Origin of the sequence: Psychrobacter sp. HII-4 (genome assembly GCF_904846595.1) — a bacterium.
Classification (GTDB): Bacteria; Pseudomonadota; Gammaproteobacteria; order Pseudomonadales; family Moraxellaceae; genus Psychrobacter; species Psychrobacter celer.
In genome coordinates this window covers 1-20,932 of the sequence record NZ_CAJHBJ010000009.1, presented here as the reverse complement: position 1 = coordinate 20,932, position 20,932 = coordinate 1, and the positions used below count along the sequence as shown (strand labels likewise).

Sequence of the window (20,932 nt, the reverse complement as noted above, 5' to 3'; positions counted from 1 at the left end):
GCTCGATGCTGCGTAAAACGACACTTCATCTCGCCATATCGTTTTTATATCGGATTGACTATAGAAGTATCGACCACTGCGAGTAGTGCGTATCGTGCCAAGCGCGCGTCATTTATTTGAGCATTGTAATGGCGTCGATGCTGGCACGCTGCCGTTCTTCAGCGTTTAGCTCTATCAGTCGGCCTGCTTTCATCAGTAGCAATCGATCGGCATGCTCAAAATAGCTGTCGTCGTGACTAATGATAAACAAGGTTTTGCCCATGGCTTTGAGCTTGGGTATCAGTGTTTGATAAAACACACGGCGAAAGGCAGGGTCTTGGTCTGCGGCCCATTCATCGAGGAGGAGGATGTCTTTTTGTTCGGCGACAGTGATGAGCATGGCCAGTCGTTTTCGTTGGCCTTGTGACAGCTTATCGGTAGAGAGAATGTCGTCAGTGATGCTCACTTTGTCTTGCAGATTGAGCTGATGCAGCCATGTATCGGTCAGTACTCGATCAGGCGCTTGTCCTTTAGGACCGATGAGCTGCGTAAACAGATGCTGATCGCTAAAAATCGCCGAAAACAGTTGGCGATAATCGGCACTACTTTGTAAGTTGTTAGTTTGTAAGTCGCTACTTTGTGAATCGCTGTTTTGAGAATGAATGAGCTTTCCATCGACTGTTACGGTGCCCGTCGTCGGGGCAAAAATCCCCGTGATGATCTTGGCCAGCGTAGACTTGCCGCTACCATTTGCCCCTATCAAAAACACCACATCGCCGCGTTGCAAAGTTAGTGTAACAGACTGTAAGATATCATCGGCATGCTTGCTGTCGATAGCTGTCACATTTTGGCTATCGGTGTTTTGGCTATCGGTGTTGTGTGGGTAGCGATAACAGATATCCTGAAAACAGATGGTTTGCCAGTTTGTCGCCGCGCTGTCTGTTTGAAAATCCGGCTGATAATCAGCAAGTGCCAACGCCTGTATTTTTTCTAAAGCCACTTGGGCAGTTTGTAGCGTGGGATAAGCGCCGACAGCATGTAGGAGCGGGGACTGCATAAATAAAATCGTCAAAGAAAACGTCGTGGCCACAGTCATGGAGATGTTCAGAGAGCTTGCGACAGCAAAGATGATACCAATCGCGGCAAACATCATGATATTGGACCAGTTTACTGCCGATAAATGAAAGGTGTCAGACTTGGTCACGGTCTGTTCATAGGCTTTGGCGTGCCGCAAAAAGTCGTCGTTATACAGCCTTTGGGCGCGGTGTTGGTTGAGCGCCAGCTCTTTACGCCCTTCTATGATGGACTGATAATCTTGGTATAAATCATCATTGATCTCGCGTAGCTCTGTCAGATGCGTATAGACGTGCTTGACCAAAATAGTACTGATCCAAATCGTCATCACAATCCAGAACATGACAATCAATAACAATGGCAGCGACAGCCAGCCCAGATACAGCCCGACACCTACCGATAAAATCACGCCTTGTACCAGCTCTGGCATGCGCACAAACGCGGTGGTGATAGACTGAATGTCAGAGGATAGGCTGGCAAGTAGGCGTGCGCTCCCTAGATTATCTATCTGCGGCACGGCGGTGTCGATGATTTGTTTGACCAGTTTTGTCCGTAGCTCATAGACAAACCGATGACCCAAGCGCGTGAGGGCATATTGTGCTAAAAACGTGGTCGTTAGCAATAGCAGCACCAATAGCGAAAACTGCCCCAAGCTCTGCCATGATAAAGCACTAAAGACAGACTGGCTGATAAAGGTGTGATTGATATACGCGATGATACCGACGCTGACGGCGGCATTGAGCAGGTTTAATAAAACAACTTTTAAAAACGGCAGGCGATAGTGCGCCCATACCATATGATACAAAGAAGCGGCAGCGCGAGGGGACATAAAGACTCAATAAATGTACGTTTTTGAGGGTTTTAAAGAAGCTTGGCGTTCGCCCTATAGATGCTTATAAGGCTGAACGCTGATAAAAAACAAATACAGGCTATATAAATAGAAGCTATGACAAGTAGAAGCTATAAAAAATAGCTTTTTATATAGATTTCTTGCTTTGCGACTGGGTGAAAAAACACAGCCTAAGAAGCTGGCTGAATGTCTAGTTTAAACTCCCACGAGGTCGCCGTCGTCGCCGTGCTATCAGGATAATTGATCTTATCCAAACGCACACGCGCATAGCTGTTGCCTTCAGCAGATCTGATAAGGGCGCCTTGAGCACTATCAAGTGGTTTGGCATTTAACTGATGGGTCATGCCATTGTAGGTGTACCAGCCAAAATCCAAATTCGGGAAGTTGCCAGTATACGCAGGGTTGAGATCTGAGCCTTTACTGTCAATCACCCAGCTTCTAGCGCTTAGCGGCTTGTCGTAGTCTGCTGTGCTGGTAAGGTCGGCTAAGGTCGCTGCACTACCATCGGTGATAAATTGACTGACAATAGGCTCGTCTTTTGCATCATAATATCCTGCTGGTGTGACGGCAAGATAACCGCCAATCTTACCACTGCCCGAATCTCCACCATTCAAAATCACATCATTACGCTTAAAGCCGATCTGCCAAGTGCTGTCTTTGTCCGTGCTGCTTTGGCCTGTTTTTAGGTCGACATATACCCAATCATCATTGCTGGTTGCGTTAATGGTTTGGGTCTGTACCTTGTTTGGTAGCGCCGTATCAATCCAGCGAATGGTTGGGTAGCCAGATTTTCCAGCATCATTGTAGTAGTTGGTGATTTGCAAGGCATAGATCGGCTGCTGGACGCTGCTGTCTGTCATGGCGCGACTACTGTCTGTGGTGACCATATAGACGCGGTTGTTGGGATATAGCTGATGATTGCCTTGTAAGTTGTACTCAAACCAAGGCTTGGCAGTAAACACCCCGCCGCTGCGGTCTTCGTTATAGTGCAGGCTGATGTCACGGCCTGTATCAGGGTCAAGGGTGGCATTGGTATAACGGCTCAGATCAGACCAATCGATCAAGCCAAAAACCCCGCCCATGCCTGCGCCAGAGTCGCCACTATTGGACCAAAGCTTGACTGAGCGTGCTTGGTTTTCAAACTTAATATCCCATGTATCGCCGTCACATGAGCTTTCAGCTTTGGCATCAAAGTCATAACAAGTGGCACTATCAGGTGCTAGGTTGGTGACTTGCCATGTGGCGGTTTCGCTAAAGCTGGCACTGCTGGCAGGCGGTGTGCTGCCATCATTATCGCTATTTCCGTTATTGCCACTACTCGAGCCATCACTGCTGCCACCGCAGCCGGTCATGCTAAGGGCTAATAGGCTGCTGCTAAAAAGTAGTGCCAATTTGGTCGGCTTGGTGCTCATTGCTAGGGTGGGTTTGGTCATGTCAGGCTCCTTGATGGTTGTTGTTTTGGCTAAAGATAAAAACAGCGCTATAGACAGAGTTTTTTCAACAATTGCTTTACAAAAGTTGCTTTAATATAAGTGCGGGCAAGGGCTTACCAGTGATAGCTGGCACCCAGTAACCATTCACGATTGTCGATCGGGCGATAGTCACTGGCATCGGTGACATTACGCTGTACATCGAAGATATTATTAATCGCCGCGTATAGGCTCAGGTTTGCCGTCATGTCATAGTTGAGCTTGCTATCGAGCGTCCACCAAGACGGTGAATACGCCTGTGTGCTGGTGCTGACGAGCTGTTTGGATTCGTAGTTGAGGCGCGGAATCAGCTGTAGCTTGTCGTTGATTTGATAGTCAAGTGCCAGCATGGCCTTGTGATTGGGCTTATAGGTCAGCTCGGTATCGGTGACATTGTTGTGGGTCTTGAGATATGCATAGCTGGCTTGTAGTTTGGCGCGCTCGTCCACTTGCCAGTCGATACCGATATCGCCGCCGTAGGTTTTGGCGCTATCGACGTTCATATATTTATAAACAGCGATATTGCCATCAAAGGTTGCATTGTCCTCGTCGGTTTGGATAAGGTCGTCAACGTCATTATAAAAACCATTGACGGTGAGGTTGAGTGTATCGCTCAGCTGACCTTGGTAGCCGATTTGGTAGCTGGTTGAGGTCTCCGGCTGCAAGTTTGGGTTGCCCATCACTTTATAGCCCAAATTGCTATGATCAAAGACGTAGTAGCGCTCTTTTAGATTGGGCACGCGATAACCGCCGCCAATACTGCCACGCAAGATATGCTCGCGGCCGCTGGCGTCCATGAGATTATATTTGAGCGATACTTTTGGCGCCGTATGGCCACCAAAGTCTTCATCGTTTTGGTAGCGAATCCCGCTCAGTACCTCCCAGTTCTCACCGATTAGCCAGTCGTCTTGTATATACAGCTCACCGACGTCACGGCTGACCTCATCGCTGATCAGCTCGCTGACTTGGTTTTTCGTTTGGCTCAGCTTGTCTTGCTGAAGCTGCCCGCCGATCTGAATAAGATGAATGTGCTCGCCGGATAGCACCAACTCAGGTAGATCGAGCTGTGCCTGCGCTAGCGTGGTACTGATGTCGGTGTCACGGGCGCTGGTAATGGTCTGCTGGGTTTTGGTATTAGACTCACTTTGATAGTCCTCATGCAGCGCTTGAGCGGACAGCCGATAGGTCTTGCTACGATCGTCTGCATGCGGCGTGATATCAGCGCGCGCACCGACATTAAAGCGCTGTTTGCTGATGTGCTCATCTCGCTGCTGCGCCAAATAGCGCGGTGCCACGTAGTAATTAAAGCGGCTGACGTCATCTTCTTTATAGTGACTGGCCTCTAGCCAATATTGAGCGTTTTTGACCACGCGGCTATCGTCGCTACTATTGCTATCGCTTGATATGCCTTTGCCATCAGGGCGATAGCTTAGGCGTGCGCTGATTTGTGACTGCTCGCTGGCGTCTTTGAACCTGGGCCACGCTTTATGATCCAAGCTCAAGCCGTCATTGTCTAGATATGAGCCTGATAGGCGCGCCTGAAAACGCTGAGCTTTATCTAAAGCGCCTTCTACGCTGGCTTCGACATAGCGTTTGTTGGCGTCTATTTCTTTACCTGATGGGTTTTGTTCATCATTACTGGCAATCTCGGTGGTGATATGTCCTGTCGCTGCGCCGATAGGTTTGGTGATGATATTAATCACCCCGCCCATGGCTGCACTGCCGAACTGCGCTGACGCCGCTCCTTGTACCACTTCTATTTGCTCGATATCCATATTCATGTATTGATTTAAGTTCACCGTCGAGCCCGTACTGGCGGTAATCGGTAAGCCGTCGATGAGCACCAATACCTGATCGCCGGTGAAGCCTTGCATACTGACTTCATAGCCTGTCTTGCCATGGACTTCGCGCAAGTAAACATTGGGCAACAGCGCCAGTGCTTCTTTTAAGGTATGGGCGTGGTTGTCATCGAGCGTTTGGCGGCTCAGTACTTGCATCGCAACTGGCGCATCGCTTAAGGCACGCTCAGAGCGTGTGGCGGTCACCACGATAGGGTCGAGACGGACGCTTGGTAGGGCAGTATCATCGGTAAGCTCAGGAGTGTCGTCCACAAAATCTGCTGCTTGGACGCTGACAGGGGCCAATGCAAATAACGCTAAGGCGATGCTAGTGACCAAAGCACGCTGTCGCCACTGTGGTAAACGAGTAGAGAAGCGGGTATCTGGTAAATAAGAGCGAAGCGGGGACATCGACATAAACAAAACAACCTTCGTAAAAGAGAAAGCAAAAAACAGAGGGGTTTGACGCTCTGCTTTATTAAGATTAATTATCAAAACAACAAAATAAGCGGCTAGTGGTGATTTAATTCTTCAAGGTTTTGTTACTTAAAAACTCAATACGAGTAACAAAGCCCAGACATCATATTTCAAACGATAATAATTATCAACATGTAAATGATAATTATTTCTATTTACAAACTAAAAAAATGTTGCCATAATCATTCCCGTCCAATACCGTCTGACAAAAACGATAAGCACAAACATGGAGCGCTGCCATTTTGCTTGATTTAGTGAGATAGATTTGGCCAAAGGCGGCGATTATTATTCAGTCATTTATCTCTTTGCTGTACATCTCTTTACGTATATAGCGAGCTGATTGGCTTTTTATTATTTATTTTATGGAGACCCTCATGAGTCAACCGTTATCTTTAATCACAAAAAATACCGAACTGTGGCAGCAGTACCAAGCACTAAAAGCAAACACGCCGATGCTGTTTCCGACAGAAGGGGCGGCGGCATTGGGGGTCAGTGAGTTTGAGCTGATGCTCGCATCGCCTTACAGTCAGTACATCGGAGATCAGTGCAAAGCAGTGCTACAGCAGTTTGCAAGTTTTGGCAGTGTTGAGAGCATCGTCAGAAACGATCTGGCCGTACATGAAAAAACCGCGCCGTATCACAATTTAAAACTCGGCGAAAAGATGGGATTGGCGCTCAATGTTGGTGGTTTGGATTTACGGTTTTTCATGTGGCAGTGGCAGCATATGCTGGCGGTCACCGATACCAGTCGCACAGGCAAACCGTCTTATAGCATTCAGTTTTATAACGGTCAGGGAGCGGCGATTGATAAAGTCTATCTGCGCGAATTAAGCGATGAGAATATCGCCAGCTGGCAGGCGCTGATTGCGGCGCAGCAGCAGACGGTAAATACGGAGACGCTGATGTTAGAGGTACAAGCGCCGCTAAGTGACTGGCGCTACAAGGCGCTGGATGAAGGCGCACGCACGCAGCTCCAACAAGACTGGCAAGCAATGACAGATGTGCATCAGTTTCATTCATTATTAAAAAATCTCGATATCGACCGTGCCAGCAGCTACCGTCAAGCGCCAGAGCAGATGACGCAGCAGCTTGAGGTTAGCGCTGTCGAAGCGGTATTTACTCAGGCCCGTGATGCCAAATGTCCGATTATGATATTTGTCGGTAATAGCGGACTTGTGCAAATTCAAACGGGTACGGTGCAGACGCTTAAACGCATGGGGGATTGGTTTAATATTTTAGACAAAGACCACAATGACTTTACCCTGCATCTCAAAGACAAAGCTTTGGCGCAAGTATGGTGCGTCAAACGCCCTACCAAAGATGGCGTCGTGACTTGTATTGAGGGCTTTGATAATAAAGGGTCGAGTGTCTTTAGCGTGTTTGGTCAACGACTCGAAGGCACACCTGAGCTGGCTGAATGGCAGCAAATAGTTGCTAATGTTGTCGACGAACATGGCTATACAGAAGCGTCAGCACCAGCTGTCATGGCTGAAGTAGAGAGCGCATAAATCAATCATAAAAATCAATTTTGGATAATTATTTAACATTAATGGCTTATAAATATAGTCAGTTCAAAATAAAGTCGAGACGCTCATATGAACGTGCAACGAGTATGAATTTATAAGCATTTTGTTTTGAGCTAGCTATATATAGGGTCATTTTTTATGTTAGTAAATTAGGAGTACGTATGCTTTCTGCCTTATCAAAAACAACACTCACGCACTCAGTTATCAATAAAAAACGTACCCGTGGTGCTATCAGTACGGCTGCCATCCTTAGTATATTGGCCGTGCCGTCGCTTTCTGCTCAAGCTTATGAGCGTATCGTCGCCATGAGTCCCGATGTCGCCGATGTGGTCGTGGCGTTAGGAGCGACCGATAAGCTGGTAGGTAAAGATGCTACCAATAAAAATCCGGCGCTAAAGAGCGTGCCCGCTGTGGGCATGCACCGTAATATCACCGCCGAGTCGGTGTTGGCGGTCAAGCCTGACTTGGTGCTCGGCAGCTATATGGTACAGCCGGCGAGTATCTATAAGCGCCTAAATGGACTAAAAGTCAAAGCCGTCAATGTCGCACCCAAAGAAGAAGTCAGCACCTTTGCCAGCAGTATCAAGTCCATTGGTAGTTATGTCGATAAAAAAGCTGCCGGGTCGCAGCTCGCCAAGCGTTGGCAGGCAGGGATGAGTCCTATGGCAAAAACCGGTAAGCGCTATCTGCTAAGTTACGATGGCCGTATTGTCGCTGGCAAGGGTACGGTAGGCGATGAGCTGATTCGCCGTGCGGGCGGAATCAATGCCGCCAACGTATCGGGGCTAAAACCCTTGTCGAGAGAAGGCTGGCTGGCCGCCAAGCCTGATGTGATTGTCATTGCTGAGCATAATGAGGCGGTCGTTGGCGGTGTCAGTCAATTTAGTAAGCGTCCTGAGGTTGCTGCCAGTACAGCAGGTAAAAATGGCGGCGTCCATTTTTGGCCAGCCGATGATTTTTTGCGCTATGGCTTACAGTCGCCTGAAGTGCTAAAAAAGCTAAATGCACTCGCAAAATAGCCTAAGTAAAAAATCTACATCAAGCAAATATACTCACTGAGTTTTTATCTACATAAAACGATACTTTCCATGGCAAATACACTAACAGTACCGACCCCTGTATTATCAAGTAAATACAAGCACAGCCTTTATTATCTGGTGGCGGCGGCCATATCACTGCTACTGATTTGGCTGGCTCTTGGTATTGGCTTTGGCGACTGGTCAAGCCCCAATCATCTTGACGATACTATCTGGCAGCTGCGCTATCCGCGCGTGGTGACGGCATTGCTGGTTGGTATGGCGTTGTCTGTCAGCGGGGCGGCGCTGCAGGCATTGTTTGAAAACCCATTAGCCGATCCGAGCCTAATCGGTACGTCAGGTGGGGCAGCGCTTGGGGTGGTGCTGGTATTGGCGTTGGGGTTTGGCGGCGTTGGCATACCGCTTGCCGCTTTTAGCGGAAGCGTATTGGTGTGTTTGTTTATTCTCGCTTGTCATCGGTTTTTGGGCGGCGGGCAGATGGGTCTGCTGATATTAGGGTTTGTGATCAGTGCGTTTTGTGCGGCCGTGGTCAGTCTGATTTTATTTATGTCTGATGATATGGTGCTGCGCTCGGCGACCAATTGGCTGTCGGGCAGTATGGCGGAGGCGGGGTTTGTGCCGCTGCGCTATGCGATGATTTCTATGATCTTGGGGCTGGCTATCTTATTACCCTTAGGTCGGCAGTTAGATGGGTTGATGCTAGGGGAGGCCGCTGCTAAGTCTTTGGGTATCAAGGTGGGAGTGGTGCGCTGTCTGGTGGTGATTGCCTCGGCATTATTGACAGGAGCGGCGGTATCCTTAGCCGGCGTCATCGGCTTTATTGGCATGATGGTGCCCAACCTGCTGGCTATTTTGTTTGGTGGCGGGCGTATGCGGCTGATGATTTGGTCGGGCTGGCTTGGGGCGATATTATTGCTGCTCATTGATGGCACAGCGCGGCATGTCGCTTATCCAGTGGATGTGCCTGTTGGCATCGTTTTAGCGCTGCTTGGTGGCCCCTTCTTTATTTGGCTGTTTGTGCGCAGTAGCCGCCGTTAATTGATAGGAGTAACTATGCTTGATTCATTGCTTGATTCATTTTTTCAAAGTGGACGCAGCGCTGCGGCAGCAAAACCCGTGCGGCCAGTACGGTCAATGCAAACAGGGCAACCGAGTCAAAATAATAATACAAGTCATAAGAAAGCAAGCGAGCTGTTGTCGATGCAAGATATTCATATCTCGCATGGTGACAAAGTGCTGCTAAAAATAGACAAGCTAACCGTGCCAAGCCAAAAGCTCGTCGCCTTTATCGGGCCCAATGGTGCAGGTAAAAGCACGTTATTGCATACAGTATTGGGTCAGCATACTGGGGTGGCGTTAAAAACACAGGGGTATATCACAGCTCAAGGCCAGCCTATCGATGAGATGATGCGTGATGGTCATATCGCTTGGGTTGGGCAACATGAGCGTTTTGAGCTGCCGCTTACGGTGCTTGATTATGCGCTATTGGGCGTCTCGCCAAACCTTGCTTGGTATCAGCGGCCAAATCGTCACCATGTTGATCGCGCGCAAACCTTGCTGCAAGATTTTGAGCTGTCAAATCTAACCGATGCTCGTGTGCAAACCTTGTCAGGCGGGGAAAAGCAGCGCTTGGCTATCGTGCGGGCGCTGATGCAAGACACCAAAATCATGATGTTTGATGAGCCGACCAATCATCTTGACATTCGCCATCAGCGTTTTTTATTGCATTATTTACACACCCTGGTACATGAGCAGCGCAAAAGTATCTTGGTAGTGCTGCATGACTTGACCCATGCCCATCGCTATACCGATGAGGTGATACTACTAAACGGTGGGAGAGTTATTGCCCAAGGCACGCCTACTGAGGTAATGACCCGTCAACGACTCAGCGCTGCCTATGATGTCGATATCAAGGCACATCAGACCGAAGATGGGATGGTGTTTGTATAATTTGGCAGATAGTCATGGTCAATAAAGACCGATAATCATTAACTGATGATGGACGCCTTAAAACCCTGCTTTGGCCTGCAGGGTTTTGAGGCGTTTTTTTTGCTAAAATAGGCTGATGGCGTTTCTTAATCGTATGTCAAAAGCGCTTGCCGTTCAGCAGTAAGCGATAAATATCATAAAACTTATAAAGGATAAATTATGCATATCACGGCAAATTTCGATGCAGGTAATATCGATATTATCAATACACAAAATAAAGACGACATTCAATTGGCGATTCGACCAGACGAGGGGGGCGAATTTTTTCAGTGGTTTAATTTTCGCCTAACAGGTCAGGCAGGTGAGCAGTACACTTTAAATATCGTCAATGCAGGGGAGGCCTCATACGTTGCAGGGTGGGAGAATTACCAAGCAGTTGCTTCGTATGATCGGGAGTATTGGTTCCGTCTGCCTACCAATTATAAAGATGGCAAGTTGACTATAGTGGCAGACTTGGAATATGACATTATTCAAATTGCCTATTTTGCCCCATACAGTTATGAGCGTCATCAAGACCTGCTGGCGGCTGTCCAAACGCACCCATTGGTAGCGTTGGAGCATCTGGGCGAGACCCTTGATAAGCGTGATTTGACGTTAGTAAAAATCGGTAATGGTGATAGCAGTAGTGAAACACAAAAACGCAGCATTTGGATTACCGCTCGCCAGCATCCCGGCGAGACGATGGCAGAGTGGTTGGTTGAGGGGCTGATATATGCGTTGCTAGACAGCGATAATGCCACTGCCAAGCAGCTATTAGAAAAAGCCGATGTCTATATCGTGCCAAATATGAACCCCGATGGTAGTGTGCGTGGACATCTACGGACCAATGCTGCTGGCACCAACTTAAACCGTGAATGGTCTAACCCAAGCTTGGACAAAAGCCCTGAGGTCTTTTATGTAATCAATAAGATGGAGGAGACTGGCGTTGACCTCTTTTATGATGTGCACGGCGATGAAGCGTTGCCATATGTGTTTTTAGCCGGCTCACAGGGTACGCCAAGCTATAATGATCGTCTGGCACATTTGCGTGATAGATTCTCAGAGGTGTTAAAGCTTGCTTGCGCAGATTTTCAGTCTGAATATGGCTATGAGATCGACGCACCAGGCACCGCAAATATGACCGTCGCTACCAATTGGGTAGCCGAGCATTTCGATTGTCTGGCCAATACGTTGGAGATGCCTTTTAAAGACAATGATAATAGCCCTGATGCAGTGACAGGCTGGTCGCCTGAGCGTTCTATGAGGCTGGGTGAGGCATCGTTGGTTGCGATGTTGGCAGTCGTCGATGATTTACGCTAGTTTTAAAAATCTAGCCAACGATACTGTTTGAGTCATCAATATCTCTTGTTATTACTATCTAAAAATAGCGCCTACATGGGCGCTATTTTTTTGTCAAAAAAAGAGAACAATGATAAAGCGGTCAATACTGCCCTTATCGAGATTATTATCAAGGCTTTTTCATCGAAGTGTCATAACTGACCGATACACTGCTGAGCTGCACAAGACAAGTCATTTAATAAATGACGATTAAATAGACAGTAAGCGACTAGGTGTAGGTGAGTGAATATGTTAGAGCTAAGACAAGTGACAAAAAAATATGAGGACAAGGTAATATTTGAGGATCTTTCACTCAGGATAAATAAGGGTGAGATAGTGTCCAGCGGTGAGTTTAGTTTGATGTTTCTTGACCAACACAGGCTCATATTCACCGTTACGATCTCGTGGGGTTTCAAGCTCGAAGCTACCCGCTGCTGATTTGACCGTCTTTTTGCTGTAACCGTTACGACGGTTGCTTGTCGTACTTTGTTCAAGGTGGCTTTGTATTTCGGCATTTAAGGCAGCTTCGGTGAGCTGTTTGATGAGTGGGGCAAGTACCCCGTCACTGCCTGTGATAGGTTTACCTGCTTGAATGCCTTTTAAGGCTTCGTTAAAGTCAAAGTTTTGCATGGTGTCATTCCTTGTTTTTTACATAGTTTAGGGGAATGACACAGAATTTTGAACACTACCCGCTACCTCCTAGAATGGCATTGGGCTATTAGCTGTACACCTTTTTTTAAACACAGACTTTGCTAACTGTAATTTTGTTTTCATACTTACCAGTAGGCCCGTAACCACCTTCAGAGCCAATTACTCCAACCACGCAAGTTTCGAACGATTTGTAGTAGCCGTCTTGACCAATCTTATTAGAGTTTTCTATCAAAAGCTGTTTTGGATCTGCCACATAGTAAGTTTTGCCATTTGCCTCTAGCTGATATACTTCAAAGCTTCTTTTAAAACTTCCACGTACCTCTACTTCTTCTGAGATGTTTTTTGTTATGGCTTCTGATGAGTTTTCTTTTACTTCATTAACGTTGTTAGGCTCTTTGTGACTACAACCTATACTCATAAGTATAAGTGTCGTAAGTGCTCCTACTACCAATCTAAAATTAGACATTAAGCTTTCCTTACCGAGTTATCAATAAATTAAGTTTCTTATAAAAAGAGTTCAAAAAAGCTGGTAAGTATATAAACACAACGCTTTTTCTAATCAAATATTATCGACTAAACCAAGGAATTCTACAAGAAAATTGATACTCTGTGAGGGAATGTGCTTTGATGATAATCGTTCGGTACCCTAGTGAGGACTTGAACACGGAACCTAAGTTATTTATATTAAATTTTTTATATATTGATGGTCGCTGTCAATGTACTTGTGAGTGTAATTATTGTGATTAACTCGAAGGTTTTTTGACTTGATTCATTCTTTTATTATCCTTAAAGCTACTTACTAGACAGAATGTAAAATCACTAGATAGCCTTGATAAAGAACATATAGCCCAACGCCAAGAGCTAAAAATAGCACAGCTATCAAGGACAATAGAATTATCTTGCTACTTTTTTTCATTTTCATCTCTCAAAGCCTAGCTAAGGCTTTTTATGTCTGTTTTGACGTTCAATATCATGGCGAGGGTGTGCTGTTCTTAACGTCCAACTTTGGGTAGTGGATAGATCGTTCAATCTTGCGCTTATCTCATAAAATCGTGTTTGGTGCGCTATACAGGCATCGAACTATATGCTATATCTCAGAGAGTTGAGTCTCTGATAATCCCGGGGCGGTTCAATATCCAAAGAGGTTTCCATGGACGAGTATCAAATTATCCCTTTACCGCTTCCCAGATAGAACTTATACAATTACGGATGAGTATGGCAAACTTGATTACTGGTCTTATGAGCGTTATGGTGGCCTATATTATTGATAATAATAAGCTGATTACAATAGATGCAAATTCTATTACTAATCGTCAATAGTAGGCTATACCCATATCGATCATTGCTGAAAAATATAGTGCAGCCAATGCTTTGCTCTTGTGAAAAAAACGAATATTTGTTTATAAGATAATTATTACTATATTTAAAAGGATACAAAATGAACCAGTCTTATAGAGTAAGACTTTTAAATATAATGATAGGATTGTTTGCTACATCAGGGTTAATAGCTTGTGCAAATGATATAACAGAGGGTATGGCTCATAGCCAAAATAAATCCCATTCAGCCGTTGGTGAAGACGTTAACTCAATTAGTAAAGCTGATGAAAGCGCTATAGCAAAAGGTCAATACCCTGTTGCATCAGTGCTGATTAAATTAATGGAAGACATGGACCTTACCTTTGTCTCCGTAGATCCGGAGGATGCTCATGAGCTGCGACTTAAAACAGTGAAAACGGGAGATACTGAGCTCGACGGCAAAACGGCTAAATATGCTCAGGTTCAAAATATTTACAAATTAGGTGACGCACCGAATATTTATTTTCCAAAGCAGTATTATTATTCCTTAAATCCTCTACAGCTATACTTATACGTTGTGAACGAAGACCTTGACGTACAAACCATGGTAGGCCAATCTATTCCAGTGCCAAAATGTGCAAAGGTTGGCACATCGCAAAATCACATCCCAAAAGCCACTTACAATAATATTTTTGATAATATCAAATCATCATGGTCATTAAGCAAAGCCACGTCCAATACGGCTTGGTTGTGCGATACCTTTGAATATTCGGACCAGTCATCAGGAGCAGATGCTTTTTTAAAGGCTTGTTATGAGATTAATCAAGCAGGTGACATCTTAGATGGCAAGATAAATATGCCCTCTATGTTAGAGGCTAAGAATATAGACCTGATCTTAAAGAAGTAGACAGATTAACTTGGCGCTATTAAAGGGCTGCTGGTTTTAACTCGACCTATGCTGTAGAGCATCCCATACACCTTATAAAGTCTGATGCCTTAATTTTTTACTGAATATAACGGCCTAAGTTTTTTATCTAAATAGTAATAGCAAGCAGCACACATCGCACCGCTGACGGCGATAATGACCACTATCAAAATAGACTCTACGCTTTTATGGTCAAATAGAAGTGGTATGAGTCCGTAAATAAAACCACTGACCATCACCACCAATAAGCTAAGCTTCTTCGTTTTTTCCAAAATAATCAGATATAAGAAAAATACGAGGTAAGCCAATAAATAATAAACGTAAAAGGTAAATATGTTGCCTACTAATATTATTATCGAGACTCTTATATTCTCTAATAATGTAGCATGACCCCAAAACATAGTATCAAAAGTTGATATCGAGTACACCAACACCAAAAAAACCGCACCAACCAAGGGCGGTAAGAAGAACTTTGATAACCAAATCAGTATGAATTTTAAGATTTTATTTTTAGTTTGCAAGAATATTTATTCCTAATTATGGCTTGACGTTAAACGCTTAGAAGCTGATAACATATTGATATATAGTTAAGTCTTTATAAAATCGATACAGCCCATATCATGAAACAGTTTATGTAGATTATTCTCCATCCAGCCTTGGCGTAGCAACTTCACCTGCGCCCATTTTTTCTCGATAGGGTTCAAATCAGGGCTATAAGGTGGCAGCCATAGTATACGATGACCATGCCTGTTGAGTAGCTTTTGAACGCGTTTGTTTTTGTGAAATCGAGCATTATCCATCACAATCACGCATTTGGTTTTAAGACTTGGGATTAGCGTGTGTTTGCACCAGTTGTAGAATATGCTGCTGTTAATGTTGAGATTAAAGTAATCCAGTGCAAACAGCATTTTGTTATACAGAGCGCCGATAACGTTGGTTCGCTTTTTACCTTGCCAGTTGTAGCTATCGATACAAGGCTTACCAATAGGCGCGTAACCATGAGAGCGGATGGTCTCGTGCTCAAAGCCGCTTTCATTCATGTAGACGATGGGATAGCCTTGCTGCGTAAAGCGATCAAGCTTTCCCTGATACGCCGCTCTTTTGATCGGACAAGCTTTTGGATGTTCTAAGGTCTTTTTTTTGACTGATGCCAAGACGCTTTAGAGCATGATAAATGCCTGTTTTGCTACAGTTCAGACGACGCGCTCGCTCATACTGGTAATCATCGGGATGTTCTTTGACATCATTAAGTAGCACGTCATCTGGTATTTTATAGGGCTTGGTTTGCCTGGTTGTTTTGCTATAAATACGTCTCTTCCAGTTCTGTATAGTGGTTGGACTGAGATTGTAAAACTCAGCTGCCTCGGCAAAGGTCATACCGTCATCTATACTTTTTAGTACCTGTTTGCGAAAATCTAGTGAGTAAGTCATGGTCTTTATAATAACAATTGGGTTTGATAATTAGTTTATAACACTTTTATATGGTCTTGACTATACCAGCCGTCTTTTTTTATAGTTACGAACTTTTGAAAAATAATATCATTGTCCTTGTTATCAATATAAATTTCTCCCAAAATATCATAAACATTATCTTTATTCTTAGGCTTTAGAATCAGATTATGGGTAGCATTTTCGTTAGGAAATAGCACTCGAGAACTTGTATCATTACAATCTGCACCGTCTCCATATACTTCTAAATATAGATCAGAACTCCCTAACTGTCTTTCAACAATTAACTCCCAATTTGCTTGTAACCAATCATCCTTGAAAGAACGTGTGGCATCCGCACATATTAACTGCTCGATACTAGGCCAGTACAAACATAATAGGCTAACAAAACCCTCTAATACTTTATTGATTGTCATTTTACACCACGTTCTAATATAAGCCCCTTATGCAAAGCTTTAGCATTTTTTTAAATAAGCTCAATAGCTAGTAATATATAATAATCGCTTCGCCATTCTTAATTAACATGAGAAATTCATGATTTTCTTGAATGATAAAGTACTCTCCTGTGTAAATAGAGATAAGAGAATTTAAGGATTTTTGAAAAGTTTCAGTGCTCAATAAGCCTTTAGCCATCAGGTAAGGATAAAACTCTTGTCGCATCTCATCCACCTCAGTTAAATGAAAAGAAGCAGGTATAAAATACACATTGCGATTTACATAATTTGAGAGGAAATCTAAAAAACTAGCAAAGTGACTTTCATTTTCATATTCTATGTTTATTACTTTTTCATTTTTAAATTCTTGTCGCAAAGTACTATAATTAATAGTGCTTTCATCATAGTTAATGAAGTTATCGATAATATTAGACATATTTTCAAAAATTAATTTATCTTTAATAAACCAACTTTCATCTAGCGTATCTCCTAGTTCAGAAATATAAGGCGTATTAGTCTCTAGCATATCTTATCTCCACAATTTTACTTCCATCAGGTCTCTGTATTTCAATAGTTCTTGGTCCACTCGTGCTAGGTCTAAGTATAGCTTTAGATTTATCGGGGAAAATTGCTAATTTACGATCCTTACCAATATTTCTTACAGACTGAGCATCCTTTGTTAATAATTCCCAATCTTTGTTTCTAGAAGTGCTTGAAGGTTTCGAAAAATTTCTTACTCCACTACCGGTAGTGTTTTGTGTAGTGTTATTTAGAAACTTGTTATATCGTTCAATTGAAGAAGAAGTTGAACCTTTATATGGTCCAATTCTAACTTTGGGTGTGATAAATCTACCTAAACCCTTTGCTCCGGCCTTCGCAGCAAAACTTCCAACTTTTCCAATAGGGTAGCCCATAGTCAATATATCTAAGGCTACCATATCCCTTTCAGCAATCTTTTTAAGTCCTTCATAATATGCTTTTTCATCGCCCTTTACATTGATCCAAAGAGCATCTGCTTCTGCTTGGTAAATTAATTCGGACATTGCCCAAAAACCACCATCTTTTAACGCTTGCGCAGTTGCCTCATCAGCCCATTTTGCCATGATATCGTAAGCTTCACTGGCATCTACCGTGACATACTTCCCTTTGACATTGCCGTTGTTCATAGTGCAAGTGTCACCCTCTCTAATAAGCGCCTTGCCTTCTATAAATATCGTGCTAGATCCTGAGGTGGGTTTAACCTCACCGCCTATCGTCCCCGATCTAACACCGCCCCCTCTACCTGCTGCATCACCGAAGCATTTGGGCTGGGTCGTTTGATCAAGTAAGTAGGCAGGCTGACCGTTGAAAAAGGTATGTTCGGCAGTCGCCTCTGCATTATCGATAAATGCGTACAAGGTATAACCAGCAACAGCATCTTTTTTATGGGAGGTGTAATTAAAAGAAGGTCCGCTACTGATTGCCATGAGTACCGTATCTTTAGAGCCTGCTGATGGTAATGTGGTCATTATTTATGTTCCCCCATAGAACTAAGCTCTGTTTTTAAACTGGTTTAAGTGTTGCTATGTCATACTACGCCATATAAGGCCAACTTTTGTATAATCATACGGTGTCTGATCTATAGACACAATTATATTTAATAAACATTTAACCAGTTTTTTATATGCTCGTTGTTGTGCGGTATACCCCAAGGGAACCAGTTATTTTGCCCCTTAAATCTATTAACAAACCACTTAAAACAGACTGGTATAATGGAACCACTTATAACAGACTATTTTAGGTGTTTATGTTTATCAGAGCTTACCTCCGCGCCTCTACCAAAGAGCAAGACGCTAAACGTGCAAAAAATGAGCTTATCGCCTTTGCAAGCGATCATGGCCACAAGATTGCTGCTTTCTATGTCGAAAACGAATCAGGAGCTATTTTGGTGCGACCAAAGCTTATGCAGCTGATTGAAGATGCTCATAAGGGCGATATTATCTTAGTCGAGCAGATTGATCGCTTGGCGCGTTTGAACCAAGCCGACTGGGATACGCTCAAAAGAATGTTATCAGAGAAAAAACTCTCTATTGTATCAAAAGAGCTGCCGACCTCCTATATGGCACTTCAACCTGAAAGCAGCACTGAATTTATGAGTAGTGTATTGCAGGCCATTAACTCGATGATGCTGGATATGCTCGCAGCCATTGCTCGAAAAGATTATGAAGATCGGCGTAACCGTCAGATGCAAGGTATTGATCGTGCTAAAGCAGAAGGCAAATATTTAGGACGTAGGAAAGATACTGAAAAACGTAAGATCATCGCAAGTCTACTCAAATCAGGTCATAGCTATTCTGAGATACAAGGTATGACCAAGTGCTCACGGCATCTAATCGCTGATGTAGCTAAGGAAAGACCAAAAATGCTCAGTACTCATTAAGTGGTTCCACTACAGCAGTCTACTATGAGTAGTCTATTAATTGATTAATGAGCCTTTTCAGATGGTTCCGCTGGGATATACCGCTATAAATCTAGTTGAATGCTGATTAGATACCATAACCGTAATTGCGTCTACGAAGCAGCTCCCGTATTATTACACAAAAGTTGGTATTTATTAGCGTAATAACAACGTTTAGATCAGATTTAGTTCTGGAAGGGAATATCAATAATGAGTAGATTACCATCAGCAGGTTCTAAAGATACGGTACTCATGGCAATTAGTACTGGACCCTCATTCAATTATACTTCACATAAAAAAGATGCTGTTGCTGGTTATACCTTGTACTCATTTATCGATAATGCAGAGGCGACAGCCGAACATACCTTTTTTAACGGTCAGCCTGCATATTTACTTGATCAAACCACTCAGCCCAAATGTTTCGGTGATGCCGCAGGTATTGGGGGCGGTGTAAAATCAGGGACGATAGGCGGTGAAGTCAAACCTATATCAGGGTCAAGCACGATATTTATCGAAGGCAAGGCGCTGGTTAGAGAAGGTGATGCTTGCACGATGAACAACGGCAATGTCAAAGGAATGTATGTCACGGTAGATGCCGCTCAGGCTGAGCAAATTATGGCGCAATGGGCTGATCAAGCAACTAAGGACGCTTTAGCAGACGGTGGGCTTTGGGCGGGTTTTAATGGTAAAGGAGGTGAGTTTTCTGGGGCAGGAGCTGGTGGCTCTTGGAATAACGAAGCAGTTTCATCTGAAATAGAGGAAGATGCAGATGAATTGGGATCGTTAGTCAGCTCAGTAGTATTGTTAGATAATAACCAAAAAATATCTTCAAAAAATTACGATCAATTTTGGAAAAAAGGTGGAGGTAATGATCTTGAAGACTTTATAACTCCTCATTCTCAAAAACATGCTTATGATTCTAGTAAGCTGTCAACTAAGAACAAGTCTCAATTTGGACAAAATGTTAATGTGAAAGCTTTGAGAGAGGATACTATTAAAAATCCTGATTCAGTATCTACGATGCATAATATAACTCGTTATGCAAAAAGATATTCTGTTAACATCAGTACTCCCGATACTCCAACAGGTGAAATGAGAGTTTTTATAAATCATGACAAACCAGATAGATCTACTCAGTTTCCATATGTTTCCCGTCAGAAGGCGAATGAAAATGAATAATTTTGATCTTAATCTTATCAATGCAACAGATATTAATCCTATAGTCATTGATAATTACGAGTTTAAAAATGCTTCTTTAATTAAACTATCTATCGATGATAAGCCAACATGGCAGTTTCCAGAATTTGACGAAGCGATTATAGTTTTATCTGAGCTAGTACGTTCACTAAATGGGGATGGTACATATTTAATATTTACGTCAGTTACAGGTATTGCTGACGAAGGCGGTTGGGAAGGAGTTAATATAGCTTTTAAAAACAATAGTGTGCTATGGACTATAGAAATAGATGGTAGCAATCTAGTTTATGAATTTGATGCTATACAATATCGCTCAGAAATAATGAAAGTAGTTGAAGCGAAAAAAGACTACCCTTTAGAGCCTACAAGTTTGTATTTACCCGAACATTGGAGTTAAGAGTAATAGAGGACGTTTTGGGATGCTCAAGTGTCTTTTTTTTTGCTAATACCAATACGTTTTAAGGCTTTGCTGATGCCTGTTGGGCTACAATTAAAACGCTGGGCTCGCTCATAGTGATAATCGTCAGGGTGGTCTTTGACATCTTGAGCTAAGGCTTCATCCTCTATTTTGTAGGGCTTAATATATCGGGTGGTTTTACTATGAAGACGCTTTTTCCACTTCTGGATAGTCGTTGGACTGATATCATAGAAAACAGCAGCTTCGGCAAAGGTCATGCCCTCATCTAAGCTTTTTAAAACTTGTTTGCGGTAATCTAGGGAGTAAGTCATGGTCATTTATACTGATAATCGTTTAGTTGATTTATTGTATAACATTTTTGTGGTCATCTGACTATATTTCCTTTTTAATCATATTTTTAAATTTAAGGCAAAATCTCTGGTAGCTCTATAATTCGCGAGAGTTTCCCAAACTTTGTGTAACTGCTTATAATCCACTAACCGGAGAATAAGCAATGACTAAGCAAACCGACCTTAAAAAACTTGCCCAGCAAATGGCTAGCAGCATGAAAAGCTTTGATGACATCAAAG

At 43.6% G+C, this 20,932-nt stretch carries 19 protein-coding genes and 1 pseudogene; 9 read left to right on the top strand and 11 right to left on the bottom strand.

What is annotated here, in order from left to right; all coding sequences use genetic code 11:
* Positions 1–112 precede the first annotated feature (112 nt).
* The 3 genes from JMX98_RS06455 to JMX98_RS06445 form a co-directional block, all read right to left on the bottom strand.
* Positions 113–1,882 (bottom strand): multidrug ABC transporter permease/ATP-binding protein, encoded by a 1,770-nt coding sequence (locus JMX98_RS06455; protein WP_201585392.1) that lies wholly within the window; start codon positions 1,880–1,882, stop codon positions 113–115.
* Positions 1,883–2,073: 191 nt separating this feature from the next.
* Positions 2,074–3,336 carry an HmuY family protein gene (locus tag JMX98_RS06450; protein WP_227680060.1) on the bottom strand — a complete coding sequence of 421 codons (1,263 nt, stop codon included), beginning with the start codon at positions 3,334–3,336 and terminating at the stop codon, positions 2,074–2,076.
* Positions 3,337–3,449: 113 nt separating this feature from the next.
* Positions 3,450–5,627, bottom strand: a complete 2,178-nt coding sequence (locus JMX98_RS06445; protein ID WP_201585391.1) for a TonB-dependent receptor plug domain-containing protein — start codon at positions 5,625–5,627, stop codon at positions 3,450–3,452.
* A 434-nt stretch (positions 5,628–6,061) separates the two neighbouring features.
* On the opposite strand from JMX98_RS06445, the gene JMX98_RS06440 reads away from it, so the two are divergent.
* From JMX98_RS06440 to JMX98_RS06420, 5 genes are all read left to right on the top strand, one after another.
* Entirely contained in the window at positions 6,062–7,195 is a 1,134-nt protein-coding gene (locus JMX98_RS06440; RefSeq protein WP_201585390.1) for a ChuX/HutX family heme-like substrate-binding protein, read from the top strand.
* 179 nt (positions 7,196–7,374) lie between these two features.
* Positions 7,375–8,232, top strand: a complete 858-nt coding sequence (locus tag JMX98_RS06435; protein ID WP_201585389.1) for a heme/hemin ABC transporter substrate-binding protein — start codon at positions 7,375–7,377, stop codon at positions 8,230–8,232.
* Between the two features lie 69 nt (positions 8,233–8,301).
* Positions 8,302–9,288 carry a FecCD family ABC transporter permease gene (locus JMX98_RS06430; protein ID WP_201585387.1) on the top strand — a complete coding sequence of 329 codons (987 nt, stop codon included), beginning with the start codon at positions 8,302–8,304 and terminating at the stop codon, positions 9,286–9,288.
* 15 nt (positions 9,289–9,303) lie between these two features.
* Positions 9,304–10,200, top strand: coding sequence for an ABC transporter ATP-binding protein (locus tag JMX98_RS06425; RefSeq protein WP_227680059.1), 897 nt, complete (start codon positions 9,304–9,306; stop codon positions 10,198–10,200).
* A gap of 198 nt (positions 10,201–10,398) precedes the next feature.
* A complete protein-coding gene (locus JMX98_RS06420; RefSeq protein ID WP_201585386.1) occupies positions 10,399–11,538 on the top strand; it encodes a M14-type cytosolic carboxypeptidase in 1,140 nt (379 codons plus the stop codon).
* A gap of 363 nt (positions 11,539–11,901) precedes the next feature.
* On the opposite strand, the pseudogene JMX98_RS06415 reads toward JMX98_RS06420, so the two are convergent.
* Both JMX98_RS06415 and JMX98_RS06410 read right to left on the bottom strand, forming a co-directional pair.
* A pseudogene (locus JMX98_RS06415) lies at positions 11,902–12,186 on the bottom strand (transposase); the annotation flags it as partial.
* Between the two features lie 106 nt (positions 12,187–12,292).
* Positions 12,293–12,673: a hypothetical protein gene (locus tag JMX98_RS06410; RefSeq protein ID WP_095570666.1), complete on the bottom strand. Its 381-nt coding sequence runs from the start codon at positions 12,671–12,673 to the stop codon at positions 12,293–12,295.
* 972 nt (positions 12,674–13,645) lie between these two features.
* Between JMX98_RS06410 and JMX98_RS06405 the strand changes: the two genes are divergently transcribed.
* Complete coding sequence (locus tag JMX98_RS06405) at positions 13,646–14,410, top strand: hypothetical protein (RefSeq protein WP_201585385.1); 765 nt, start codon at positions 13,646–13,648, stop codon at positions 14,408–14,410.
* Positions 14,411–15,015: 605 nt separating this feature from the next.
* Here JMX98_RS06405 and JMX98_RS06400 read toward each other — a convergent pair.
* From JMX98_RS06400 to JMX98_RS06380, 5 genes are all read right to left on the bottom strand, one after another.
* Positions 15,016–15,582, bottom strand: a complete 567-nt coding sequence (locus tag JMX98_RS06400; protein WP_201585384.1) for an IS630 family transposase — start codon at positions 15,580–15,582, stop codon at positions 15,016–15,018.
* Positions 15,503–15,859 carry an IS630 transposase-related protein gene (locus tag JMX98_RS06395; protein WP_201585383.1) on the bottom strand — a complete coding sequence of 119 codons (357 nt, stop codon included), beginning with the start codon at positions 15,857–15,859 and terminating at the stop codon, positions 15,503–15,505. The genes JMX98_RS06400 and JMX98_RS06395 overlap by 80 nt, the downstream gene beginning before the upstream one ends.
* A 35-nt stretch (positions 15,860–15,894) precedes the next feature.
* Positions 15,895–16,293 (bottom strand): hypothetical protein, encoded by a 399-nt coding sequence (locus tag JMX98_RS06390; RefSeq protein ID WP_201585382.1) that lies wholly within the window; start codon positions 16,291–16,293, stop codon positions 15,895–15,897.
* Positions 16,294–16,360: 67 nt separating this feature from the next.
* Positions 16,361–16,837 carry a hypothetical protein gene (locus tag JMX98_RS06385; protein ID WP_201585381.1) on the bottom strand — a complete coding sequence of 159 codons (477 nt, stop codon included), beginning with the start codon at positions 16,835–16,837 and terminating at the stop codon, positions 16,361–16,363.
* Positions 16,824–17,819 carry a DUF4150 domain-containing protein gene (locus JMX98_RS06380; protein WP_201585380.1) on the bottom strand — a complete coding sequence of 332 codons (996 nt, stop codon included), beginning with the start codon at positions 17,817–17,819 and terminating at the stop codon, positions 16,824–16,826. Before JMX98_RS06380 ends, JMX98_RS06385 begins: the two co-directional genes overlap by 14 nt.
* Positions 17,820–18,097: 278 nt before the next feature.
* Here JMX98_RS06380 and JMX98_RS06375 point away from each other — a divergent pair, with 278 nt between their 5' ends.
* From JMX98_RS06375 to JMX98_RS06365, 3 genes are all read left to right on the top strand, one after another.
* The gene (locus JMX98_RS06375) at positions 18,098–18,730 is read left to right on the top strand and encodes a recombinase family protein (protein ID WP_201585378.1); all 633 of its coding nucleotides are present in this window, start codon (positions 18,098–18,100) and stop codon (positions 18,728–18,730) included.
* Between the two features lie 228 nt (positions 18,731–18,958).
* Positions 18,959–19,927 carry a DUF4150 domain-containing protein gene (locus JMX98_RS06370; RefSeq protein ID WP_201585377.1) on the top strand — a complete coding sequence of 323 codons (969 nt, stop codon included), beginning with the start codon at positions 18,959–18,961 and terminating at the stop codon, positions 19,925–19,927.
* On the top strand, positions 19,920–20,342 hold the full coding sequence (locus tag JMX98_RS06365; RefSeq protein ID WP_201585376.1) for a hypothetical protein: 423 nt from the start codon (positions 19,920–19,922) through the stop codon (positions 20,340–20,342). Before JMX98_RS06370 ends, JMX98_RS06365 begins: the two co-directional genes overlap by 8 nt.
* Before the next feature lie 26 nt (positions 20,343–20,368).
* On the opposite strand, the gene JMX98_RS06360 is transcribed toward JMX98_RS06365, so the two are convergent.
* On the bottom strand, positions 20,369–20,674 hold the full coding sequence (locus tag JMX98_RS06360) for an IS630 transposase-related protein (RefSeq protein WP_201585375.1): 306 nt from the start codon (positions 20,672–20,674) through the stop codon (positions 20,369–20,371).
* Between the last annotated feature and the right edge of the window lie 258 nt (positions 20,675–20,932).